Below are 21636 nucleotides of genomic sequence, written 5' to 3' on the forward strand. Positions count from 1 at the left end.
GTTCGGAAAATGTCATACCCATCGCTTAGCGTGATGGTCACCGAAAGTGGCCTGACTGCTGCGGAGGGGTGATGATCATCGACTGCGGCCGGTGCGCCGAGCGCACCGGCGAATGCACCGGATGCCTGATCAGCGTGCTCCGGGACACGCCGGACGGGATCGCCGACCTGACCCGGGAGGAACTCCGGGCCATCGAGGTGTTCGAACTCGCCGGGTTCGAGGTGGAGATCCTGGAGACACCCGCATCGGAGGCCGACCGCCACGTGGCGTGATCACGCGACGGCGTTCTCTAGGATGATCGCTCATGACACCCCGGCTCTGGGCGGTGTGCGCCCTGGTGGTGCTCCTCGGCGCCCTGATCGCGTACGCCGCGGCCACCGTGCCCTGGCACCGCGCGCCCCATCCCCGCGCCGACCAGCTCGCCGCACTCGACCGGCTGCCGTCCGAGCAGGTCGCGCGCGGACGCGCCTTCCACGGTGAGCTGCGTCCCGGCCGGTACGCCGGGATGCTGACCGGCCTGATCCTCACCCTGGCCCTCGGGCTCACCCCGCTCGGCGCCCGTCTCGTCGAACTGGCCGGCCGCCCGTTCGGCGACCACTGGCTGGCCCGGGCGGTGCTCGGCGGCCTGCTGGTCGTCCTCGTGCTCGAACTCGCGAGCCTGCCGTTCGCGGCGTGGCGGCACACCGTCGTGGTCCGCTACGGACTCTCCGTCCAGAGCTGGGGCGGCTGGGCCCTCGACCTGCTCAAGTCGTACGCGGTCGGCGCGGTCATCGGCGGGATCGTGCTGGCCGGCTTCTTCACCGTCACCCACTTCGCGCCCCGCTGGTGGTGGGCGTTCGGGGCGGCCGGCGCCGCCGTCCTGGTGGTGCTGCTCTCGTTCGTCCTGCCGGTGCTCGTCGAGCCGGTGTTCAACAGGTTCACCCCGATGGCCGAGGGACCGTTGCGGACCGAACTGCTCGCCCTCGCCGACCGCGACGGCGTACCGGTCCGGGACGTGCTGGTCGCCGACGCGTCCCGGCGGACCCGGGCGGTCAACGCATACGTGTCCGGCCTCGGCCCCACCCGGCGGATCGTCGTCTACGACACCATGCTCACCGAGGCCACACCGGACGAGGTGGTGTCGGTCGCCGCCCACGAACTCGGCCACGCCAAGGACGACGACGTGCTCACCGGCACGATCATCGGCGCGCTCGGCGCCGCCGCCGCGGTCATCGCGCTCTACCTGCTCGGTGGGTGGAGCGGCCTGCTGCGGCTGGCCGGCACCGACACCATCGGCGAGCCCCGGGCGATCGGCCTGCTCCTGGTGGTGAGTTCGGTCGCGGGGCTGGTCGCCGGGCCGGCGCAGGCGTTCGTCTCCCGCCGGATCGAGGCCCGCGCCGACATCCACGCCCTGGACCTGACCGGCGCCCCGGAGACCTTCGAAGCCATGCAGCACCGCCTCGGCACCGTCAACCTCGCCGACCCCGACCCACCGTCCTGGGAGCACACCATGTTCGCCTCACACCCGTCCACCGTGCAGCGGATGGCCGCGGCCCGCGCGTACGCCCGGGGCGAGCGCTGATGTCCCGCACCCTGCTCGTCACCAACGACTTCCCGCCGCGTCCCGGCGGCATCCAGCAGTTCGTGCACAACCTGGCGGTCCGCCGGCCGGCCGGTTCGCTCGTCGTCTACTCCTCGACGTGGCGCGGCGCCGAGGCGTTCGACGCCGAGCAGCCGTTCGAGGTGGTCCGGGAGAAGACGGGAATGCTGCTACCGGTTCCGGCGGTGGCGAGACGGGCCGCCGAACTGGCCCGGGCGCACGACTGCGACACCGTCCTGTTCGGCGCGGCCGCCCCGCTCGGGCTGCTCGCCCACGGTCTGCGGCGCGACGCGGGGATCCGCCGGGCGGTCGGCATCACCCACGGGCACGAGATCGGCTGGGCGGCGCTGCCCGGCGCCCGGTCCGCCCTGCGGCGTATCGCCCGTGGCAACGACGTGATCACGTACTTGGGGGAGTTCCAGCGGACCCGCCTGGACCGGGCCCTGCACGGGCTCACCGAGCTGCGGCGGCTGGCCCCGGGCGTGGACGTGGACACGTTCCACCCCGGGGTGGACGGGTCGGCGGTCCGCAAACGGCACGGTCTGACCGGCCGTCCGGTGGTGGTCTGCGTGTCCCGGCTGGTGCCGCGCAAGGGGCAGGACATGCTGATCCGGGCGCTTCCGGCGATCCGCCGCCGTGTGCCGGACGCCGCGTTGCTGCTGGTCAGCGGCGGACCGTATCGCAAGACGCTGGAACGGCTGGCCCGGGAGAACGGCGTCGAGTCCGACGTGGTGTTCACCGGCTCGGTGCCCTGGCCGGAGTTGCCCGAGCATTACGCGGCCGGCGACGTCTATGCGATGCCGTGCCGGACCCGGGCCGCCGGCCTGGACGTGGAGGGCCTGGGCATCGTCTACCTGGAGGCGTCCGCGACCGGCCTGCCGGTGGTCGGCGGCGACTCGGGCGGCGCCCCGGACGCGGTCCGCGAGGGTGAGACAGGCCATGTGGTCGGCGGCCGGGACGTGCCGGCCATCGCCGACCGGGTGGCCGGCCTGCTCGCCGACCCGGACCGGGCCCGCGCGATGGGCGAGGCCGGCCGTGCCTGGGTCGAGCGGGAGTGGCGCTGGGAGAAGCAGTCCGAACGCCTGGACGCGCTGCTGGCCTGAGCCTTGAACGAGCCGGGGCTTCGAGTGAGCGGGTCTTTGAGCGAGCCGGGTTCTTGAACAGGGGGACAGGGGCTAAGCGAGGTCCGGCCAGTGGGCGGTGTTGCTGCAGGACTCGCGGGAGATGCCGGACCCGGTGTCGGTGTAGTCGTCGAACGCCTTCCGGTGCAGACGGTCGAAGAAGTAGCACATCTCCTCGCAGCCGGCGTCCAGGATCGCCATCTCCGCGTCGGCCCGGACCGCCTCGAAGAACTCCCGGCCGGCCGCCACGATGAACCCCCGCGCATAGAGGAAACCATCGTCCGACCCGTCGGTGACCTCGTGGACGTCGGCGCGGTCGATCTCGTGGAGTGCCCGCTCCAGCACCCGGTCGAGATCGGTCAGCTCCGTGCTGGTCATCCCCTCGCAGAGGCTCTCCAGCCGCTCCAGGAACGGCGCCAGGAACGGGTCGAGAGCGTAGAGCTCGTCCTCGCCGAGGGTCCGCGGTCTCTCGGCCAGTCGATGCCGGAGGGCGTTGGGCTCGGGCCCGAGGGCGGACCAGGCGGACTCCAGGAGATCCCAGAAGCGGGTCTCCTGCTCGGCGGTGGGCACCACGGCTGTCATGGTCGCGGACGCTACCGCCCGGGTACGACATGAAACTGAATATCCGCGGACTTCACTTCCCGAACGGCAGGTCGAAGGCGTAGGAACAGGTCGGGAGGTGGCCGATGGCCCAGACCACATCCGAGAAGGCCGACGGGACCGACGCGGCGACGAAGGCCGACGGGACCGGCGCGGCGACGAAGGCCGACGGGACCGGCGCGGCGACGAAGGCCGACGGGACCGACGCGGCGACGAAGGCCGACGGGACCGGCGCGGCGACCCTGCTGGAGGTCGAGGAGGACGCCGAGCTGGCCGTGCCGTACTGGTTGACCGGCACCGAGGAGGCCGCCAACACCACGTTCCTGCGGATGCTGCGCCGTCTTCCCCGGCTGCTCCGCGAGGCGTGGCTGCTCGCCTGGCGGGCCGGCCGGCGCACCACGGCCGCGGTGCTGGTGCTCCAGGTCGCCTCGGGTGCGGCCGCGGCACTCGGGCTGATCAGCGTGGTCGGCGTGCTGGACGGGCTGCTGAGCGCTGGTCCGACACCGGAACGCGTGCGGGCGGCCGTACCCTCGCTGGCGCTTCTGATCTTTGCTCTTGCGCTGCGCGGACTGCTGGCGTCGGCGGCCACCGCGGCGCACGGCCGGCTGTCACCGATGGTCTACGAGGCCGCCGAGATGCGGCTGCTCGATCTCACCACCGGCGTCGATCTGGCCACCTTCGACGATCCGGCCTGGCGCGACGCGATGGAACGGGCCCGGGACCGGGGGACCACCGCGGCTCAGCAGATGGTCGATCAGGGCATCGAGGTGCTCACCCACCTCGTCGGTCTGGTCGCGGCTGCCGGGGTGCTGACCGTGCTGCACCCGGCGCTGCTGCCGATGCTGGTGCTGGCGGTGGTGCCGACGGCGTGGGCGGCGGTGCGCGGGGCCCGGATGAACTATCACAGCCGGTTGCGGCTGATCGCGGTCTGGCGGCGCCACCGGATGCTCGCCTATCTGCTGGCCGCGCGCGAGCCTGCCGCCGAGCTGCGGGCCTTCACGGTACGCCGGTTCCTGCTCGCCGAGGTGGCCCGGCTGCTGCGGGTCTCCACGATCGAGGAGATCCGGGTGATCGGCCGGGTGGTCCGGACCAACCTGGCCGGTCAGGCGCTCGGCGGGCTGGCGACCGGCGCGGCGTACGCGATGCTGCTCTGGCTGCTCTGGACCGGCCGGATGGAACTGGCCGCCGGGGGAGCGGCCGCCTACGCGATCAACATCGGTATCGGGAAGCTCTCCGAGCTGGCGTTCACCGTCAACCGGGTCTACGAGCAGGGCCTGTACTTCGCGGACTTCCAGGGTTTCTGCGAGCTGTCGACGGACCGTGCCGAGGCGGAGACCGGTCTCGGCGTGCCCCGGACGTTCGCCGAGATCCGGCTGGACGGGGTGACCTTCAGCTATCCGGACGCGGCCCGGCCCGCGGTGAAGGACGTCAGTCTCACTCTGGCGCACGGTCAGATCATCGCGCTGGTCGGTGAGAACGGTTCCGGCAAGTCGACGCTGGCCGCCGTGCTGGCCGGGCTGTACCGGCCGCAGCAGGGCACGGTCGCCTGGGACGGTGTCGACGTGGCCGGGTACGGCCCGGAAGCCATGCGGGAGCGGGTCGCGGTGGTGATGCAGGAGCCGACCCGCTGGCCGCTGTCCGCCCGCCTGAACATCGCCATCGGCCGGCACGACCGCCCGGCGTCGCTGGACGAGGTGCAGGAGTCGGCGCGGGCCGGTGACGCCCACGAGTTCGTGGCGGAGCTGCCCCGGCAGTACGAGACCCTGCTGTCCCGGCACTTCACCGACGGCGCGGACCTCTCCGGCGGGCAGTGGCAGCGGCTGGCGGTGAGCCGTGCCTTCCACCGGGACGCGCCGCTGCTGATCTGTGACGAGCCGACCGCGAACCTGGACGCCCGCGCCGAGCACGACGTCTACCTCCGGCTGCGCGAGCTGGCGCAGGGGCGGACGGTCGTGCTGATCACACACCGGATGGCGAGTGTGCGCGAGGCGGACCGGATCTATGTCCTGGACCACGGCACGGTGGTCGAGGAGGGCGATCACGAGGAGCTGATGGCCGCCGCCGGTGCCTATGCGCAGTTGTTCACTCTGCAGGCCAGCGCCTATCAGTCGGCCTGATCGACGTGTCATGGTCATCCGAGGGATCCGGTGGGATCCGGCGCGGTCGGCATCGTGCTCGTCGTGGGTGCGGCGGTGGGCGTCCGGCACCGCCGGCGCGACGGCCGCCTGGCGGCCGTCGACGGTCCGCGTCACGATCAGGACGTGACACTCGATCCGGCACTGTTGACACGACTCGGAGTGGGCCCCGCCCCGGCCACCCTGCTGCAGTTCTCCACCGCCTTCTGCGCGCCCTGCCGGGCCGTCCGCAGGGTCAGCACCGAGGTCGCCGCGCTGGTGCCCGGCGTCCAGCACGTCGAGGTGGACGCCGAGAGTCACCTCGACGAGGTCCGTGAGCTGGGCATCTGGCGGACGCCGACGCTGCTGGTCCTGGATTCAGGCGGCCGGGTGGTCCGACGGGCGACCGGGGTGCCCACCAAGCCGCACCTGATCGCCGTGCTCGGGGAGGTCCTCTGACGTGCGGGTCATCCGCCGGGAACCCGGGATCAGCAGCTGGGACAGCGCCGACAGCCCGAGAACCGCGGCGCAGCAGGTCAGCACCCGATCGGTCCCGTACACCTCGGCCAGCGGCCCGGCCAGCGCGTTGCCCACCGGCATGGCCAGGAACGAGGTCACGTAGTCCCAGGAGGCGACCCGGCCCAGCATGTGCCGGGGGACGTGCCGCTGGATCGTGGTCTCCCACTGGACGTCGAAGAAGAGCAGCCCGGCATAGCCGATCACCGCGCCCAGCAGCACCGCGACCAGGATGCCCGGCCACACGTAGGCGATCGCCCACACCGGCATCAGCAGCAGGGCGAGCCAGCCGGCCCGCAGCGGGCGCCGGGGCCGTAGCCGCAGGCCCAGGGCGGCGCCGATCATGCCGCCCAGCCCCTCGGCCGCCGAGATCCAGCCGATCGCGGTCGCCCCGCCGAGGCGTTCCACCGCGACCACCTGCACGATGACCAGGATCATGCCGTTGGCGATGTGGTAGACCGTGGCGCCGGCCATGCCGCCGATCAGCCAGTCCCGGCTGCGGATCTCGCGCCAGCCGGCCGACATCTCGGCGAACACCGCCGTGCGGGGGCCGCGCGGTGCGCGTACCCGAAGAAGGGCGGCGACCACCGCGGCGAGCAGGAAGCTGACCGCATTGGCGGCGAAGCCGGCCGGAGCGCCGAAAGCGGCGACGGTGAGGCCGCCGGCTGCCGGGCCGGCCACCCGGCAGGCGGTCTCGATCAGGCTGAGGGTGGCGTTGGCGCTCTGCAGGCGTTCGCCCGGGACCAGTAGGGGTTTGAGTGCGGCCAGGGCCGGGTTGAAGAAGCTGCCGGCGGCGGACGAGACGACGGTGAGCGCGCAGAGCAGCGCGAGGTGGTAGCCGTCGCCGAGGGTGAACATCGCGGCGATGCCGGCGGTGGCGGCGAAGCGGGCCAGGTCGGAGACGAGCATGACGTGGCGGGGCTGCAGGCGGTCGGCCCAGACGCCGCCGAACAGGGTGCCGGCCAGCAGGGTGAGCACCGAGCAGGCCATCACCAGGCCGAGGTCGCGGGCGCCGCCGCCGGTGGTGACCACCGCGACGGCCAGGGCGACGGTCTGGAAGCCGTTGCCGAGCCAGGAGAGGCCCTGCCCGGTGGCGAGGAGCCGGAAGTCGCGCGTCATGACCCGGAAACTAATTCAGCATCGAACTATTTGCAATCGAATAGTCAGGACGTGGCAGAATCGATCCATGGGAGACGGTGTTGATCAGCATGTGGCCCGCTGGTCGGCGTTCTGGCAGGACCAGCCGGCGTTCGCGCCCGAGGTCGAGGGCGCGCTGGTCCGGATGAAACACATCCTGCGCTGGATCGCACGTGCCGACGCGACGGCGTTCGCCGCGGGGGATCCGGACTTCACGTTGCAGGACTACAAGACCCTGCACGTGCTGATGGTGCAGCCCTGGCCGACCGAGGCGACCCCGGCGCAACTGGCCGAGGCGGCGAATGTGACGCGGGCGGCGATGACCAGCCGCCTGGACCGGCTGGTGGCTGCCGGCCTGGTCACCCGGCAGGGCGACGAGGTCGACCGCCGGCGGGTGCTGGTGCGGCCCACGCCGGAGGGGCGTGAGATGTGGAACCGGTACATCTTCGAGGGGATCGCGCGGGATCAGGAGGCTCTGAAAGCGCTCTCCGAGGACGAGCTGACGCAGCTCAACACCCTGCTGCGCAAGGTGCTGACCTCCCTGGGGGAGTGAAGAGGGTCTCCGCGGGGGGACACCGCGCAGGGCACGGAGACGCCGCTGTTATCGCTTAAAAAGAGAATCGCCGAAAATGTCCGGAAATCCTAGAACTTCGGGGCGTCCGGGGCTTCCAGCAGGCCCAACCGGAGGGCGGTCATCAGGGCCTGGGCACGGTTTGCCGCACCCAGCTTCTCGTAGAGCTTGGAGATGTGCGTCTTGGCCGTGGACTCCGACACGAACAACTGCTTGGCGATCCCGGCGACGCTCATGCCGTCGGCCAGCAGTCGCAGAACCTGACCCTCGCGCGGCGAGAGCTGCGGGCCGGACGGGGCGAGCCGGCGCTTCATCGCCTCGGCCAGATCGGCCGCGGTGAACGCGCTGGGTGCCGAGGCGGCGTGCCGGGCGGCCGCGACCACCTCGTCCGCCGGGGCGGTCTTGGGCACGAACGCGCTGGCCCCGGCCTCGAGAGCGCCGAACAGCTGATCATCGCCCGCGTACATGGTCAGCACCACGATGCCCATGTTCGCGTTGTTCTTGCGCAGCGCGCGGGTGGCCTCCAGGCCACTGCCGTCGGGCAGGCGCAGATCCATGATCACGACATCGGGCTGCAGGGCACCGGCCTGACGCACGGCCTCGGCCGCGGTGGCCGCCTCACCCACGACCTCGAACTGCCGGTCGCGTTCGAATGCGTGTCGCAGCCCTTTACGAATCAGGTCGTGGTCGTCGACAAGGAGGACCTTGGTGCGCCCGGTCGGCGCAGGACTGGTCGACATGCTCGGGTTACTCCCCTTCTGGAGCGGAAACACTATCCCGCACGCTATCGCGCCGAGGCGGAGTTCCGAGTACTACGGCGACGGTTGTACCGCTCGGGTGTCTCGGCGTGATCTTGAGACGACCTCGGATGCGTTCGGCGCGCTCGGCCATGATGGTAAGGCCGTACCGCCCGTCCGGGCGGTTGTCCGCGAAGCCCTTGCCATCATCGGACACTTCGATCTCCGCGTACGGCGGATCCACGGTGCAGGTGACCCACAGATTCGACGCCCCCGCGTGCTTGCGGGCGTTGGTGATCGCCTCCTGGGCGATCCGGAGCAGTTCGGCCTCGGTCGCCGCGGGCAGCCGGGCCGTCGACTCGTCGAAGGTGAAGTGCACCCGCAGGCCGGCGCTGGTGCCCAGGGTCCGGGCGTACTCCGCGATGGCCGCCGCCAGACCGCCGTTGCGGTCGACCTCGGACCGCAGCTCGAACAGGCTCAGCCGCAGCTCGGTGATCACCCGGGTCACCTCGGCCCGCAGCGTGCGCAACTCCTCGGCGGTCTCCTCGGCGCCCTCCGGCAGGGTGGCCTGAGCGTTGTCGATGCCGTAGCCGACCATCACCAGCTCCTGCGCGACCCCGTCGTGGATCTCCCGGGCCAGCCGCTGACGCTCCTCGTTGGTGGCCAGCGAGCGCACGTCGTCGAAGAGCAGGGCGGCCTCCAGCCGCAGCGCGGCCGGGTCGGTCACCTCGGTCACGCTCTGCACGACCCCCGACGGGTACGCCCCGGCGGCGTCCGTCTCGAGGATCACCAGTCCTATCGTGCGCACGCCGGCGACCAGCGGCACCACCAGCGACGAGGTGTCCCCGGCGCTGTGGGTGCGCGCCTGCGACCGGCTCGCGGTCTGCGGCTGCTGGGTGGCCCACGCGTCGGCGATCGCCGAGTCCGCGTCGAGCGTCACCTCCCAGTCGACCCGCTCCGCGCCGCGCTGGGCGAGCACCACGAGACGGCCGCCGCCACTGGCCGACAGCACCGCGGCCCGGTGCCCCGCGTTGACCGTGTGCAGCTCCTCCAGCAGGTGCTCGGAGATGCCGCCCGGGTCGAGGGTGGCGCCGGGCAGCGAGCGGGCGACACTGCGCAACTGGGTGAGCAGGCGGGTGGCCTCCGCGTACGGCTGCGGGGTGGGCTCCGGCGGCAGCAGCAGCTGGCGCAGCGTCTCGGCGGCGAAGGTCACGATCGCGCCGAGGACCAGCCACTGGCCGCAGGCCGCGAGGTAACCCAGTTCGATCAGCGGCGCGTCGCCGGCGATGATCCCGCCGCCGGCCAGCGCGCCGCCGGCCACCATCGCCACCGCGGCCAGCCCGAGCAGCGCGACGCCCTCGGTCTGCCGCCGCCACAGCGCCGCGGCCAGCAGCGGAACCGTCAGGTACGGCAGGATCGCCTCGGCGCCGAACCCGGCGTTGACCCGGTTCAGCCCGTCCGCGGAGGCGGCGATCCAGCCGGCGGCCAGACCGGTGCCGACCACCTCGGCGAACCGGCCGGCCGGAGCCAGGACCGGGTGTTCCCGGGCGACGAAGGCGGGCACGGCGGCGATCGCCAGCAGGGCGATCCACCCGAGCTGGGCGGGATCACCGGTGGCGGTGAGGGTCAGCACGGTGACCAGGACGAGCATGACGACGCGGGCCGCCGCCTCGACCGGGCGTACGCGTGCGGATCCACTGGCTATGGCGGGCACGTGACGGATCGTAGCGGCACCGGCCCGTCCCGGCTCGTCCGGCGACGCCCCGGTGACGTGCTCCGTCGCGTCCAGCGGGTAGCCTCCGGTGCATGGCGGACACCTCGACGCAGTCGATCCAGGTCCATGCGCCCCTGTCCCGGGTGGCCGCGGTGATCTGCGATTTCCCGCGTTACCCGGAGTGGGCCGAGGCGATCAAACTCGCCGAGGTCGCGGAGGAGTACGACGACGGCTACGCCGCCCAGGTCCGGTTCCGGATCGACGCCGCGGTGCTCGTCGACGAGTACACGTTGGAGTACGCGTACGCCGACGATCTGTCCCGGATCGAGTGGCACCTGGTCGAGCCGTCGAAGACGCAGAAGTCCCAGACCGGCTCCTACGATCTGGTGGAGACCGGCGGCGTGACCACGGTGACGTACACGCTGGCGGTGGATCTGGCGATGGGGATGCTCGGCATGTTCCGCCGCAAAGCCGAAAAGATGATCATGGACACGGCGCTCAAGGAGCTGAAGCGCCGCGTCGAGAGCATGCCCGCCTGAGGGGGAACACATGGCCGGTTCGGCACGCGAGGAGGCGGAACGGCTGGTCGCCGCCCTCCTGGCACGAGCTTCTTCTCCTACGGCGCAGGCGGACGTCCTGGGACTCCTCGGCATGGTCGCCGACAGCGTGCCGTCCGGCCCCTGGTCGACGGGCGGCGCCGAGTGTTGCGTGTGCCCGGTCTGCCGGGCCATCGCCGCGGTCCGCGACCCGGACCCCGAGGTCGCCGAACGGATCGCCACCAGCGCGGGTGACATCGCACAGGGTGTGGCCGGTCTGATGCGGGCGTTCTCCTCCCTCGCGACCGCCACCGCGGCCACTCCGGCCCCGTCCCCCGAACCCGCCTCCGCTTTCGGCGGGCAGGCCGCGCCGGACGATCCGTGGGCGGCCGCGACCGCCGAGAGCGCCCGGGAGGCGGCCGAGGCGGCCCGCGCCCGTGCCGCGGCGGCCGAGCAGGCGGTGGCCCGCGCGGTCGAACAGGCCCGCCGGGCGGCCGAGGCGGCGGCTACCGCGACGGCGGCCACCGGGGCGACCGGCCCGTCCGGCGAGGGCGGGGGACCCGTTCCGCCGCGCGCCCGGCCGGGTTCCGATGTGTGGGCCGCCGCGACCGCGGAGGCCCCCGCGCAGGCCGCGGCGACGCCCCGTAGCGTTGATCAGGACCCGGAGAAGTCGGAGCCGGGCGGGGTGTGAACTTTCTGCAGAGGGGACGGGCAGCGTGACGCTGACCATCGGAATCGACGTCGGCGGCACCAAGGTCGCCGGTGGGGTGGTCGACGAGAAGGGCACCGTGCTCGCGTCGAACCGGCGGCCCACGCCGGCCTCCGACCCGGCCGGCACCCGGGACACCATCGTCGAGGTGGCCGCGGAGCTGGCGGCGCAGTACCCGGCCGCCACCGCGATCGGCATCGGTGCCGCCGCATGGATCGACGCCGCCGGTTCGACGGTGCTGTTCGCGCCGAACCTGGCCTGGCGTGACGAGCCCCTGCGCGACTACGTGACCAAGGCGGTCGGCCTGCCCACCGTCCTGGAGAACGACGCCAACGTGGCCGGCTGGGCGGAGTTCCGCTTCGGTGTCGCCCAGCACGCCGACTCGATGGTGATGATCACGGTGGGCACCGGCATCGGCGGCGCAGTGGTGATCAACGGCGGGCTGTGGCGCGGCGCCAACGGCATCGCCGCCGAACTGGGCCACATCCAGTCGGTCCCGGACGGGCACCCCTGCGGCTGCGGCCGGCTCGGCTGCCTCGAGCAGTACGCCAGCGGCAACGCCCTGGTCCGCTTCGGGCGGGCCGGCGCCGCCAAGAAGCCGAAGCGCGCCGCGAAGCTGCTCGAACTGGCCGGCGGGGACCCGCAGGCGATCACCGGGCGGCAGATCACCGACGCGGCTCGGGCCGGCGACAAGGTCGCGAAGGATGCGTTCGACCAGGTCGGCTACTGGCTCGGCGTGGCCCTGGCGGACCTGGCGCAGAGCCTCGACCCGGCGATTCTGGTGATCGGCGGCGGCGTGATCGACGCGGGACCGCTGCTGATGGAACCGGCCGAGCGGGCGTACCGCGAACAGCTGGCCAACCGCAACCGGTTCCCGGTCGCCGAGGTCAAGGCGGCGCAGATGGGCAACGCGGCCGGCGTGGTCGGCGCCGCCGACCTGGCCCGCCGGGTCTGAGGCGGTACGCGTGTCCGGGGTCCCGCTACGGGTCGTGAGTTACAACGTGCACGGCCTGCGGGACGACCGGGCCGCGCTGATCGGCCTGGTCCGCGGCCTGGCCCCGGACGTCCTCGTGGTGCAGGAGGCGCCCCGGCGGTTCCGGTGGCGGCAGAAGTGCGCGACCCTCGCCGCCGACCTGGGCATGGTGGTGGCCGCCGGTGGCCTGCCGTCGCTGGGCAACCTGCTGCTGGTCAGCCTGCGGGTGGCGATCCGCCGCGAGTGGTGCCTGCGCTACCCGCTCACCCCGGGCCGGCACATGCGCGGGGCGGTCTTCGCCGAGGGCGCGGTCCGGGGTGCGCGCTTCACCGTCTCCGGCTCGCACCTGGCCACCGATCCGGCCGAACGGCCCGCCCAGGCCGCGTTCTGGAAGGACGAGCTGGACCGGATCGAGGGCCCGGTGATCGTGGCCGCCGACCTCAACGAGGGTCCGGGCGGCAGCGGCTGGCGGATGGTCGAGGACGGGCTGACCGGCTCGGCCGAGGACCTGCCCACGTACCCGGCGTCACTGCCGCAGCGGCGCATCGACGGGCTCTTCGTCGGCGGGGGCGTGGCCATCGAACGTTACGAGATCATCTCGACGGATCGGGCACGCCTCGCCAGTGATCATTTACCGGTCGTAGCGGACCTTATCCTCCCTTCCTCCTGAGGCCCCGGTCTGCAAGGATCGCCGGGTGCAAGACTCCCCGGACCCGGGCGACCGTCGCGACGCCGTCTGTGTCGTCGGCGCGGGCGCCAGCGGCCTCACCGCCGTCAAGAACCTCCTCGAGATGGGCTTCCTGGTCGACTGCTACGAGCGGGAGACCTCCGTCGGCGGCGCCTGGAACTGGCGCCACGACCGCAGCCCCGTCTTCGCGAGCACCCACCTGATCACCTCACGGCCGCTCACCGAGTTCCCCGACTTCCCGATGCCGGACACCTGGCCGGACTACCCGCACCACAGCCAGGTCCTCGACTATCTGGAGCGCTACGCGAAACACTTCCGGCTCGGCGAGCAGATCTGGTACGGCATGGAGGTCGTCTCCGCCGTCCCCGCCGCCGACGGCTTCTGGGACGTGACCATCCAGTCCACCGGCGGCGGGTCGTCGCGGGTCCAGCGGTACGCCGCGATCGTGGTCGCCAACGGGCACAACTGGTCGCCGCTCAAACCGGAGATCCCGGGGGAGTTCCGGGGGCAGGTGATGCATGCCGGGGCGTACAAGGACCCGGCCAAGTTGCGTGGCCGCAAGGTGCTGGTGGTCGGCGGCGGCAACACCGGCTGCGACATCGCGGTCGAGGCGGCGCAGCAGGCGTCCCAGGTGTGGCACTCCACCCGCCGCGGCTACTGGTACGCCCCGAAATACCTCCTCGGCCGCCCCGCCGATCAGGTCTACTCGTGGAGCAGGCGACTGCCGGCCCGGCTGCGCGAGTGGCTGCACCGGCGCCTGCTCCGGCTGCACACCGGTGACCTGACCCGGTTCGGCGTTCCCGCACCCGACCACCGGCCGTCCGAGGCGCACCCGGTCGTCACCAGTCAACTGCCCTACTACCTGGGCCACGGGAAGATCACCGCGGTGCCGGACGTGACCCGCTTCGACGGCGCGGCCGTGGAACTGGCCGACGGCAGCCGGATCGAACCCGACCTGGTGATCACCGCGACCGGGTACACCCCGCGGTTCGACTTCCTCGAGCCCGCCCTGCTGGACAGCGACGAGGACGGTCGCCCCGACCTGCACCTGCACGCGTTCGCCCGGCGTCATCCGACGCTCGCCGTGATCGGCCTGCTGCAGCCGGACGCCGGACTGTTCCCGCTGGCCCACTGGCAGAGCGTGGCGGTGGCCCGCTGGCTGCGGCTGCGCCTGACCGACCCGGCGCGGGCCACCGCGATCCAGCAGAAGGAGTCGACCCGGCCGCTGGCCTCCTGGTCCCGTCGCAGGGTGGTGCCCACCCGGCGGCACTGGTTCGAGGTCGACCACGTGGACTACCTGCGCTCCCTCGAGAGCCTGTTGAGGCAGATGGAGCCGGCGAAGTGAGTGACCTGCTGCGATTCACCGACTGGACCCGGCCGGTCCCGCCCGCCGACCGCGAGGTCGTCACCCTGCTCCCGGACGACGACGAGGGCCACCCGCCGGTGCTGTTCGTGCCCGGGATGGGCCACGGCGCCTGGGCGTTCGCCGAGCAGTGGCTCGGGCACACCGCCGGGCGTGGCTACCCGGCGCACGCGCTCACCCCGCGCTCCGGCGGCGACCTGCGCTCCCAGGTGCACGACGTGATCCAGGTGGCCGCCTCGCTGCCCCGGCAGACCGTGCTCGTCGGGCACGGCGTCGGCGCCCTGGTGGTGGCCCGGGCGCTGGGGCGTTACCCGGCCCGCGCGGCGGTGCTGGTGTCGCCGGTGCTGGACGGCTGGGCGGCGCTCGGCGCGGCGCTGCGGGTCAACCCGGCCGGCGCGGTGCCGGCCCTGTTCGGCGGGCGGCTGCGGCTCAACGCCCGGCAGCTGTTCAGCCCGGAGATGCCGGCCGACCGCGCCCAGGAGTACCTGGCCCGGATCGACGCCCGGCCCCGGCGCCGCGACCTGATCGCGCGGACGCCCCCGCCCCGTCCGGTCGGCCGCCCGCCGACCCTGGTGGTGGGCAGCCCGGACGACCGGGTGGTCCGTCGCAAGGCGCTGGACCGGGCGGCGGCGGAGTACGGCGGGGCGCCGCTGCTCTTCCCCGGCATGGGGCATTACCTCATGCTCGAGGACGGGTGGACCGAGCCGATCGACGCGATCCTCGACTGGCTCGGCAAGCAGCTCTCCTGAACCCGCGAGGACCTTGAGGTGTGTTGATTTCGGGCGCGCTCCGCGCCTCAACTCCACACGGACCTTGAGGTGTGGTGATTTCGGGCGCGCTCCGCGCCCGAAATCACCACACCTCAACGGCGTTTGCGGGGCTTTCCGGGCAGGGTCTCGGCCAGCCGACCTGTGTGATCCAAAGCGGTCAGGTAGTCGCGCGCCCACGCCACGATGTCGTGCTTCGCCAGGTGTTTGCGCATCGCGGTCATCCGGACTTTGAGATCGTCCGGTTTCGCCTCCATCGCCCGCAGCAGGGTCTCCTTCAGCCCGTCCAGATCGTGCGGGTTGACCAGGAAAGCCTGTTCCAGCTCGGCGGCCGCCCCGGCGAACTCGCTGAGCACCAGCGCGCCCGCACCGTCCTCCCGGGCCGCCACGAACTCCTTGGCGACCAGGTTCATCCCGTCCCGCAGCGGGGTCACCACCATCACGTCCGCGGTCCGGTACAGCGCGGCCAGCTCGGAACGCTCGAACGCCTGGTTCAGGTAGTGGATGGCCGGCTCGCCGACCCGGCCGAACTCCCCGTTGATCCGGCCGACCTCGCCCTCGATCCGGTCCCGCAGGTCCCGGTAGCTCTCCACCCGCTCCCGGCTGGGCACGGCCACCTGGACCAGCACGGTGTCCCGGACCTTCACGTGCCCGTCGCGCAGCAGCTCCCGGTAGGCCGTCAGCCGGTGCTCGATGCCCTTGGTGTAGTCCAGCCGGTCCACGCTGAGCAGCACCCGCTTGGGCTGCCCCAGATCGCGGCGCAGCTGCTTGGCCTGGGCCACCACGTCCGGGCGGGCGGCCAGGGCACGGACCTCGGCGACGTCGATGGAGACCGGGAACGCGGCGGTCCGCACCGTCCGTCCGTCCACCTCGATGTCGTCGTCGGCGGTCGGCGTGCCGATCAGCTTCTCGGCGAGCTGGGCCATGTTGTGCGCGGCCTGTTCCCGCTGGAAACCGATCAGGTCGGCGCCGAGCAGCCCACGGACCAGCTCGACCCGGCGGGGGAGCTGCATGAACAACTCGGGTGGCGGGAACGGCACGTGCATGAAGAACCCGATCAGCAGGTCCGGCCGCAGCTCGCGGAGCATCTGCGGGACCAGCTGCAGGTGGTAGTCCTGCACCCAGACCGCGGCGCCCGGCTCGGCGGCCTCGGCGGCCGCCTCGGCGAACCGGCGGTTGACCGCCCGGTACGTCTCCCACCAGCCCCGGTGGAAGACCGGCTGCTGGACCGCGTCGTGGTACAGCGGCCACAGTGTGGAGTTGGCGAATCCCTCGTAGTACTCCCGGAGCTCGTCCACGCTCAGCGGGACGGGACGCAGTCGCAGGCTGCCGATGTCGGGCAGGGTGGGCGCCGGGCCCACGCCGCCGGCCCAGCCGACCCAGGTCGCCGGGATCGGTGGCAGGAAGGCGTGCAGGGCGCTGGCGAGACCACCCGGACTGCGCCGCCACTCCGAGGCGCCGTCCAGTGCGGCGTTGTCATCGAGGGGCAGGCGGTTGGCGACGACGACGAGCGAACTCTGACGCATCACCGTAGGTTATCGGTAGATCACCGATATTCGTCTATACGACGGCGCCGTCGTCGAATTCGTCGTCGTCGTCACCGGCACGTAGTCGCCAGACCAGGGTCACCGCGCCGCCCACGATCGCGATGAAGCCGAGGAGCGTCACCAGCTCGGGATCGACCGGGATCAGCTCCGGGAACAGGAACAGCACGAAACCGGCCACCACTCCCAGCAGGCCGAGAACCGCGTACTTCGAGATGTGCGGCATCGGTGGCGGGGGCGGCGGGATGTACCGCTCCTCCTCCTCGTCACCGGGCAGATCGGCACCGAAGGTGTCCAGCCCGTAGAGGATCGAGGGCTCCGGCGGGAGCGGGTCGGTGCGCCGCCGCAGCGGCGTGCCGTCGTCCTCGGCCGGCCGGGTGCGCGGTTTCTCCGGCTCGACGTGCTCGGCCTCCGGCCAGGGGGCCGCGTCCGCGTCGACCGTGGTGTGGAAACCGGCGATGATCTTGTCCCACTCGGCGTCCACCTCGGCCTGCGGCCGCGGATCGGCCGGCGGGGCCGGCGGCGGCGTGGGCGGGGCACCACCGGTCACCTTCTGCAGGTGCTCGCGCGCGATCTCCAGCCGGGTCCGGTCCACGAAGAGCCGGTCGATGGGGCGCGCGGGCAGCGTGGTGGCCCGCAGAATGGGATTGAGATCCGCCGTGGGCTGCAGATATGCCGCGATGCCACCGGCTGCGAGCACGTCCAGGAGGTGCTCACCGACCCGTGGATCCACGTCACCCGCTGCCGCGAAATCGGCGGCGTCGAGCCCGTTGTCGCGCCGCCCTCGACGGGCGCCACCCGTTGTCACCGATGCACCCCCTTGCCGACCGTGCCTTGAATGGTGACACGGCAGGCACCGGTTGCGGGAGTGCGTTGTGGCGCGCCGCTCCCGCTTCGTACGCTTCCTGTCGCCCCGGACACCCACGGCGCACCCGCTGAAAGGACGTCAGTGTTCTACTGGCTGCTGAAGTTGGTGGTCCTCGGACCGCTGCTGAGACTGCTCTTCCGGCCGAAGGTCGAGGGCCTGGCCAACGTGCCGGGAACCGGCCCGGTGATCCTCGCCTGCAACCACCTCTCCTTCTCCGATTCGATCTTCACACCGCTGATCATGAAGCGGAAAGTGACCTTCGTCGCCAAGGCCGAATACTTCACCGGCAAGGGGATCAAGGGCTGGTTCTCCCGGATGTTCTTCCTCGGCGCGGGGACGATCCCGGTGGACCGTTCGGGTGGTCAGGCCGCCCAGGCGGCGCTGGACACCCTGCTGCGGGTGCTGCGCGAGGGCAACGTCGCGGGCATCTACCCGGAGGGCACCCGCTCCCCGGACGGCCGGCTCTACCGCGGCAAGACCGGGGTGGCCCGGCTGGCCCTGGAGAGCGGCGCGCCGGTGGTACCGATGGCGATGCTGAACACCGACGAGATCCAGCCCACCGGCACCCTGATCCCGTCGATCAAACGGGTCCGGATCCGGATCGGCGAGCCGCTGGACTTCTCCCGTTACGCCGACCAGCGCGGCGACCGCTTCGTCGAGCGGGCGATCACCGACGAGATCATGTACGAGCTGATGGCCCTCTCCGGCCGGGAGTACGTCGACGTCTATGCCTCGACGTTGAAGACCTCGGTGGAGGTTCCGGCTCCCACGCGTACCCGAAAGGCGGCCTGAGGCGCTCTCAGCCCCCGCGCCGCACGCACCTGTCCCGGCGCCCGGCCGCGGAAGACGCGCGACCGGGCGGCGGGAACCGGGTCAACCCGTCATGCCCGCCCGGCGGCGCAGGGCCTGCACGTCGGTCACCACGATGCGCCGGCCCTCGGTGCGCAGCCAGCCGCGGCTGGCGAACGACCCGATCGCCTGGTTCACGCTCTGCCGCGAACCGCCGGCCATCTCGGCCAGCTGACTCTGGTTGAGCTCGATGGTGATCATCGGCGCCTGGCTCTCCCCGGAGAGGCGGACCAGGGTCTTGGCCACCCGCCCGGGCAGGTCCAGGAAGACGTGGTCGGCGTTCTGCTCGGTGAGACGGCGGATCAGGCCGCCGACCGAGCGCATCACCGCGTCCAGGATGCGCGGATTGGAGTGCACCAGGTCCATGAAGGCCGCCCGGGACAGCGAGAGCGCCTGGGAGTCCTCGATGGCCTCGGCGGACGCGCTGCGGGTGGAGGCGTCCAACAGGGACACCTCGCCGAGCACGTCAGGTGGCCGCACCACGGTGAGCACGGCGCGCTCACCGGTCGGTGCGGTGCGGAACACGGCGACGGCTCCCCGCTTCATGATGATCAGCGAGTCGCCGGGGTCGTTCTCCACGAACAGGATCTGGTTCTTGCGGTAGTGGCGTGGGACAGCCGCGGCGATGACCCGCTGTCGCACGTCCGGCTCCAGACCGGCGAACATCTCCACGCCGGTCAGTGCGTCGCCGGAATCCGGCAGGCGATGGTCCACGGCGTATCCCTCCCCCGATGGGGACCGCGTCGACCCCGGCCGGCGTCGGCCCCACGACGCGAACGATCACTCTTAGCACGAAGCGTGCCCCCGGCGCCATTCCTGTCCGGACATCGAAGGCTCGCCCCCGTACGATCATGTCCCTTCGGTGGCTGTCTGTAAACCGCTCATCGCCTTCTGTGATTGTCGCCCCGGTTGTCCGTCGCTTTGGTGGCTTGTGCCGAGATAATCCCGCAGTGCCGGATGACGACCTTCTTCGATCGACTCTGCGGGATCAGTGGCATCTCGTCCCCTCCGAGATCACCGCGCTGCCGCCGGCCACCATGTCGGTCGGCTGGGAGATCATCACCGGGCCCGGCCGCCGCTACGTGGCCCGGCTCGCCGAGGCGGCCGCCCGGCAGCCCATGGAAGCCGGGCTGCTCGCCGCCGAACACCTGCGCCACGCCCGCATCGACGCCGGCGAACCGGTCCGCACCCTGGGCGGCGGCCTCACCGCCGAGACCGCCTGCGGTGCGCTCGCCGTGCTCCGCCGCCTCCCCGGCCGCCACCTGGACGGCCACGACCCGGTCGACCAGCAGTGGTGGGGCGAACGCCTCGGCGCCGTACACCGGGCGCTGCAGGGCTTCCGGCACCCCGGCCTGCGCACCTGGTACATGCTCGACGCCGAGGCGCCGCACCTGACCGGCGAACCGTGGCTGCGCGAAGCCGTCGCCGACGCGATCGCCGTCGTCACCCGCCTGACCGTGACCGATCGCCTCACCTACGGCGTCCTGCACGGCGACCCGGCCCCCGACACGTTCGTCCTCGACCCGGAGACCGGCCGGTCCGGCGTCCTGCACTGCGGCGCGGGCGGCACCGGCCCCCTCGTCTACGACGTCGCCGCCGCCGTCGTCTACGCCGGCGGCGCCGACCGGGCCGCCGAACTCCTCGACGGCTACCTGGCAGCCGGCCCGGTCAGCGCCGACGAACTCGAAGCCGCCCTGCCCGTGCTGCTGCGCCTGCGCTGGGCCGTCCAGGCCGACCGGGCCGCCCGCTGGGGCTACCCGGACGTCCTCGGACGGGCGCGACAGGCCCTGGAATCCATGCCCGGATGACGATGGGCAAGGATGGGGCCGATGTCCTACCGCTATTTTTACGACTGTGAGTTCATCGAGGACGGGCGCATCGTCGACCTGGTCTCCATCGGCGTCGTCGACGAGTTCGGCCGCGAGTTCTACGCGGTCAGCACCGAATTCGACGACTCCCGCGCGGTGCCCTGGGTCCGCCGCAACGTCCTCGACAAACTGCCGTCGCCCGCCGACAAGGCGTGGCGCAGCCGCGAACGGATCCGCGAGGACCTCTACCAGTTCCTGATCGAACCGATCCAGGGACGCAACGAGCAGATGGAACTCTGGGCCTGGTACGCCGCCTACGACCACGTGGCGCTGGCCCAGCTGTGGGGCGCGATGCCGGCCCTGCCGCGCGAGATCCCCCGCTTCACCAAGGACCTGCGCCAGCGCTGGGACGATCTGGGCCGCCCGGCGCTGCCGGAGATGGCGGGCCGGCACGACGCGCTGGTCGACGCCCGCCACAACCTGGCCCGCTGGCAGACCATGACGAAGAAGCCCTGACACACCCTGGACGGAAAAACCCACCCCGCCGGTTACTTCCGGCCGGGCGTCGCCCCATCTTCACCCGTTCGGGGTACGACCTGAGCCGTCCCGCAAACCACACCTCCCCGGGCTGATCGCGCTCGTCTGCCCACTCACGCCCGTGCCGCCCGCGCCGGGCGGAGCTGCCCGCTCCCGCACCGGGCCGCCCCGCCCGCCGTCCTCTCGAGCGGGTCGAGCAGGCTCGGCCCGGGCTGGGCGGAGTTGCCTGCTCCCGCACCGGGCCGCCCGGTCCGCCGTCCTCTCGAGCGGGTCGAGCGGGTCGAGCAGACTCGGCCCGGCCCGGGCGGAGTTGCCTGCTCCCGTGTCAGGCGGCCCTGCCTGCCGTCCTCTCGAGCGGGTCGAGCGGACTCGGCCCGCACTCTTCACGGGTGCGGCCGTCGCTCCGGTAGGGCCGTCACTCGAACCCGTTCGCGCGATCGGGCTCGGTGTGGCGGGCCGCGGCGGGTGACCGATGCACCCGGTTGTGCCGTCGGGTGCGGCTGCCGTCTCGGGGGGGGTGTTCCGCGTACCCGCCGTGTCATCGGGTGCGCCGGCCGTCCTCGGGGTTGTTGGGCGCGCCCACTCACATGATCGGGTGCTGTTGCCGTCCCGAGAGGGGCGTCACGCGAACCCGATCGTGTCGTCGGGTGGGCCGGCCGGTCCTCGGCGGGCGTTGAATGCACCCATTCGTGCTTGAGTTGATCAACGCGGTGACCAGTAACTATGCGGTCCCCTTCGCCGTGGTGACTAGTCGGCCGGTGGCGGCGGCGGTGGTGGCGGTGGCGGTCACGGTCACGGTTGCATCCGCGCAGCTCAGCCGTTTGTCGCAGCGCGTGGTCACGTCCAAGGTCAACTTTTGCTGGGTGGCATGGTGCGGCTGCCGGGCCGTCGCTCAGGGTTGTTTT

At 72.1% G+C, this 21636-nt stretch carries 23 protein-coding genes; 16 read left to right on the plus strand and 7 right to left on the minus strand.

Annotated features, from left to right (window positions below; genetic code table 11):
* Positions 1–71: 71 nt before the first annotated feature.
* Genes WH85_RS25845 through WH85_RS25855 form a run of 3 tightly spaced genes read left to right on the plus strand, consistent with a single transcriptional unit; the run spans position 72 to position 2682 of the window.
* The gene (locus WH85_RS25845) at positions 72–272 is read left to right on the plus strand and encodes a hypothetical protein (RefSeq protein WP_045744622.1); all 201 of its coding nucleotides are present in this window, start codon (positions 72–74) and stop codon (positions 270–272) included.
* Between the two features lie 32 nt (positions 273–304).
* Complete coding sequence (locus tag WH85_RS25850) at positions 305–1561, plus strand: M48 family metalloprotease (protein WP_045744593.1); 1257 nt, start codon at positions 305–307, stop codon at positions 1559–1561.
* A complete protein-coding gene (locus WH85_RS25855) occupies positions 1561–2682 on the plus strand; it encodes a glycosyltransferase family 4 protein (protein WP_045744594.1) in 1122 nt (373 codons plus the stop codon). Before WH85_RS25850 ends, WH85_RS25855 begins: the two co-directional genes overlap by 1 nt.
* Positions 2683–2754: 72 nt before the next feature.
* Here WH85_RS25855 and WH85_RS25860 read toward each other — a convergent pair whose 3' ends face one another.
* A complete protein-coding gene (locus WH85_RS25860; protein WP_045744595.1) occupies positions 2755–3282 on the minus strand; it encodes a DUF4240 domain-containing protein in 528 nt (175 codons plus the stop codon).
* Positions 3283–3386: 104 nt separating this feature from the next.
* On the opposite strand from WH85_RS25860, the gene WH85_RS25865 reads away from it, so the two are divergent.
* Complete coding sequence (locus WH85_RS25865) at positions 3387–5417, plus strand: ABC transporter ATP-binding protein (RefSeq protein ID WP_083449262.1); 2031 nt, start codon at positions 3387–3389, stop codon at positions 5415–5417.
* Positions 5418–5447: 30 nt separating this feature from the next.
* Positions 5448–5873: a TlpA family protein disulfide reductase gene (locus WH85_RS25870; RefSeq protein ID WP_045744596.1), complete on the plus strand. Its 426-nt coding sequence runs from the start codon at positions 5448–5450 to the stop codon at positions 5871–5873.
* Here the strand turns inward: WH85_RS25870 and WH85_RS25875 are convergent.
* Positions 5793–7049, minus strand: a complete 1257-nt coding sequence (locus WH85_RS25875) for an MFS transporter (protein ID WP_083449263.1) — start codon at positions 7047–7049, stop codon at positions 5793–5795. The genes WH85_RS25870 and WH85_RS25875 overlap by 81 nt on opposite strands.
* Positions 7050–7116: 67 nt before the next feature.
* On the opposite strand from WH85_RS25875, the gene WH85_RS25880 reads away from it, so the two are divergent.
* Positions 7117–7620 carry a MarR family winged helix-turn-helix transcriptional regulator gene (locus WH85_RS25880; protein ID WP_045744597.1) on the plus strand — a complete coding sequence of 168 codons (504 nt, stop codon included), beginning with the start codon at positions 7117–7119 and terminating at the stop codon, positions 7618–7620.
* An 89-nt stretch (positions 7621–7709) separates the two neighbouring features.
* Here WH85_RS25880 and WH85_RS25885 read toward each other — a convergent pair whose 3' ends face one another.
* Together WH85_RS25885 and WH85_RS25890 are read right to left on the minus strand one after the other, a co-directional pair.
* Positions 7710–8378: a response regulator transcription factor gene (locus tag WH85_RS25885; protein WP_045744598.1), complete on the minus strand. Its 669-nt coding sequence runs from the start codon at positions 8376–8378 to the stop codon at positions 7710–7712.
* A gap of 7 nt (positions 8379–8385) precedes the next feature.
* On the minus strand, positions 8386–10089 hold the full coding sequence (locus WH85_RS25890; RefSeq protein ID WP_045744599.1) for a GAF domain-containing sensor histidine kinase: 1704 nt from the start codon (positions 10087–10089) through the stop codon (positions 8386–8388).
* Between the two features lie 92 nt (positions 10090–10181).
* On the opposite strand from WH85_RS25890, the gene WH85_RS25895 reads away from it, so the two are divergent.
* The 6 genes from WH85_RS25895 to WH85_RS25920 are packed head-to-tail and all read left to right on the plus strand — an operon-like array spanning position 10182 to position 15107.
* Positions 10182–10628 (plus strand): SRPBCC family protein, encoded by a 447-nt coding sequence (locus tag WH85_RS25895; protein WP_045744600.1) that lies wholly within the window; start codon positions 10182–10184, stop codon positions 10626–10628.
* 10 nt (positions 10629–10638) lie between these two features.
* Positions 10639–11316 carry a hypothetical protein gene (locus WH85_RS25900; RefSeq protein ID WP_045744601.1) on the plus strand — a complete coding sequence of 226 codons (678 nt, stop codon included), beginning with the start codon at positions 10639–10641 and terminating at the stop codon, positions 11314–11316.
* A 25-nt stretch (positions 11317–11341) separates the two neighbouring features.
* Positions 11342–12289 carry an ROK family glucokinase gene (locus tag WH85_RS25905; RefSeq protein WP_045744602.1) on the plus strand — a complete coding sequence of 316 codons (948 nt, stop codon included), beginning with the start codon at positions 11342–11344 and terminating at the stop codon, positions 12287–12289.
* 10 nt (positions 12290–12299) lie between these two features.
* The gene (locus WH85_RS25910) at positions 12300–12977 is read left to right on the plus strand and encodes an endonuclease/exonuclease/phosphatase family protein (RefSeq protein WP_045744603.1); all 678 of its coding nucleotides are present in this window, start codon (positions 12300–12302) and stop codon (positions 12975–12977) included.
* A gap of 25 nt (positions 12978–13002) precedes the next feature.
* Positions 13003–14340, plus strand: a complete 1338-nt coding sequence (locus WH85_RS25915) for a flavin-containing monooxygenase (protein WP_045744604.1) — start codon at positions 13003–13005, stop codon at positions 14338–14340.
* Positions 14337–15107, plus strand: a complete 771-nt coding sequence (locus tag WH85_RS25920) for an alpha/beta hydrolase (RefSeq protein ID WP_045744605.1) — start codon at positions 14337–14339, stop codon at positions 15105–15107. The genes WH85_RS25915 and WH85_RS25920 overlap by 4 nt, the downstream gene beginning before the upstream one ends.
* 113 nt (positions 15108–15220) lie before the next feature.
* Here the strand turns inward: WH85_RS25920 and WH85_RS25925 are convergent, their stop codons facing one another.
* Positions 15221–16651: an alpha,alpha-trehalose-phosphate synthase (UDP-forming) gene (locus tag WH85_RS25925; RefSeq protein ID WP_045744606.1), complete on the minus strand. Its 1431-nt coding sequence runs from the start codon at positions 16649–16651 to the stop codon at positions 15221–15223.
* Positions 16652–16685: 34 nt separating this feature from the next.
* Positions 16686–17477 (minus strand): hypothetical protein, encoded by a 792-nt coding sequence (locus tag WH85_RS25930; protein ID WP_045744607.1) that lies wholly within the window; start codon positions 17475–17477, stop codon positions 16686–16688.
* Between the two features lie 141 nt (positions 17478–17618).
* Between WH85_RS25930 and WH85_RS25935 the strand changes: the two genes are divergently transcribed.
* On the plus strand, positions 17619–18329 hold the full coding sequence (locus WH85_RS25935) for a lysophospholipid acyltransferase family protein (protein ID WP_045744608.1): 711 nt from the start codon (positions 17619–17621) through the stop codon (positions 18327–18329).
* Positions 18330–18410: 81 nt separating this feature from the next.
* Here the strand turns inward: WH85_RS25935 and WH85_RS25940 are convergent, their stop codons facing one another.
* Positions 18411–19100: a Crp/Fnr family transcriptional regulator gene (locus WH85_RS25940; protein WP_045744609.1), complete on the minus strand. Its 690-nt coding sequence runs from the start codon at positions 19098–19100 to the stop codon at positions 18411–18413.
* Positions 19101–19336: 236 nt separating this feature from the next.
* On the opposite strand from WH85_RS25940, the gene WH85_RS25945 reads away from it, so the two are divergent.
* The 3 genes from WH85_RS25945 to WH85_RS52370 all read left to right on the plus strand — a co-directional run.
* Positions 19337–20194: a phosphotransferase enzyme family protein gene (locus WH85_RS25945; protein ID WP_045744610.1), complete on the plus strand. Its 858-nt coding sequence runs from the start codon at positions 19337–19339 to the stop codon at positions 20192–20194.
* 21 nt (positions 20195–20215) lie between these two features.
* Positions 20216–20710 (plus strand): polyadenylate-specific 3'-exoribonuclease AS, encoded by a 495-nt coding sequence (locus WH85_RS25950; RefSeq protein WP_045744611.1) that lies wholly within the window; start codon positions 20216–20218, stop codon positions 20708–20710.
* Between the two features lie 710 nt (positions 20711–21420).
* Positions 21421–21636, plus strand: a 216-nt coding sequence (locus WH85_RS52370; protein WP_211275440.1) for a hypothetical protein, incomplete at its 3' end; no start/stop codon positions are given.

It is taken from the genome of Actinoplanes rectilineatus, assembly GCF_000962825.1.
Classification (GTDB): domain Bacteria; phylum Actinomycetota; class Actinomycetes; order Mycobacteriales; family Micromonosporaceae; genus Actinoplanes; species Actinoplanes rectilineatus.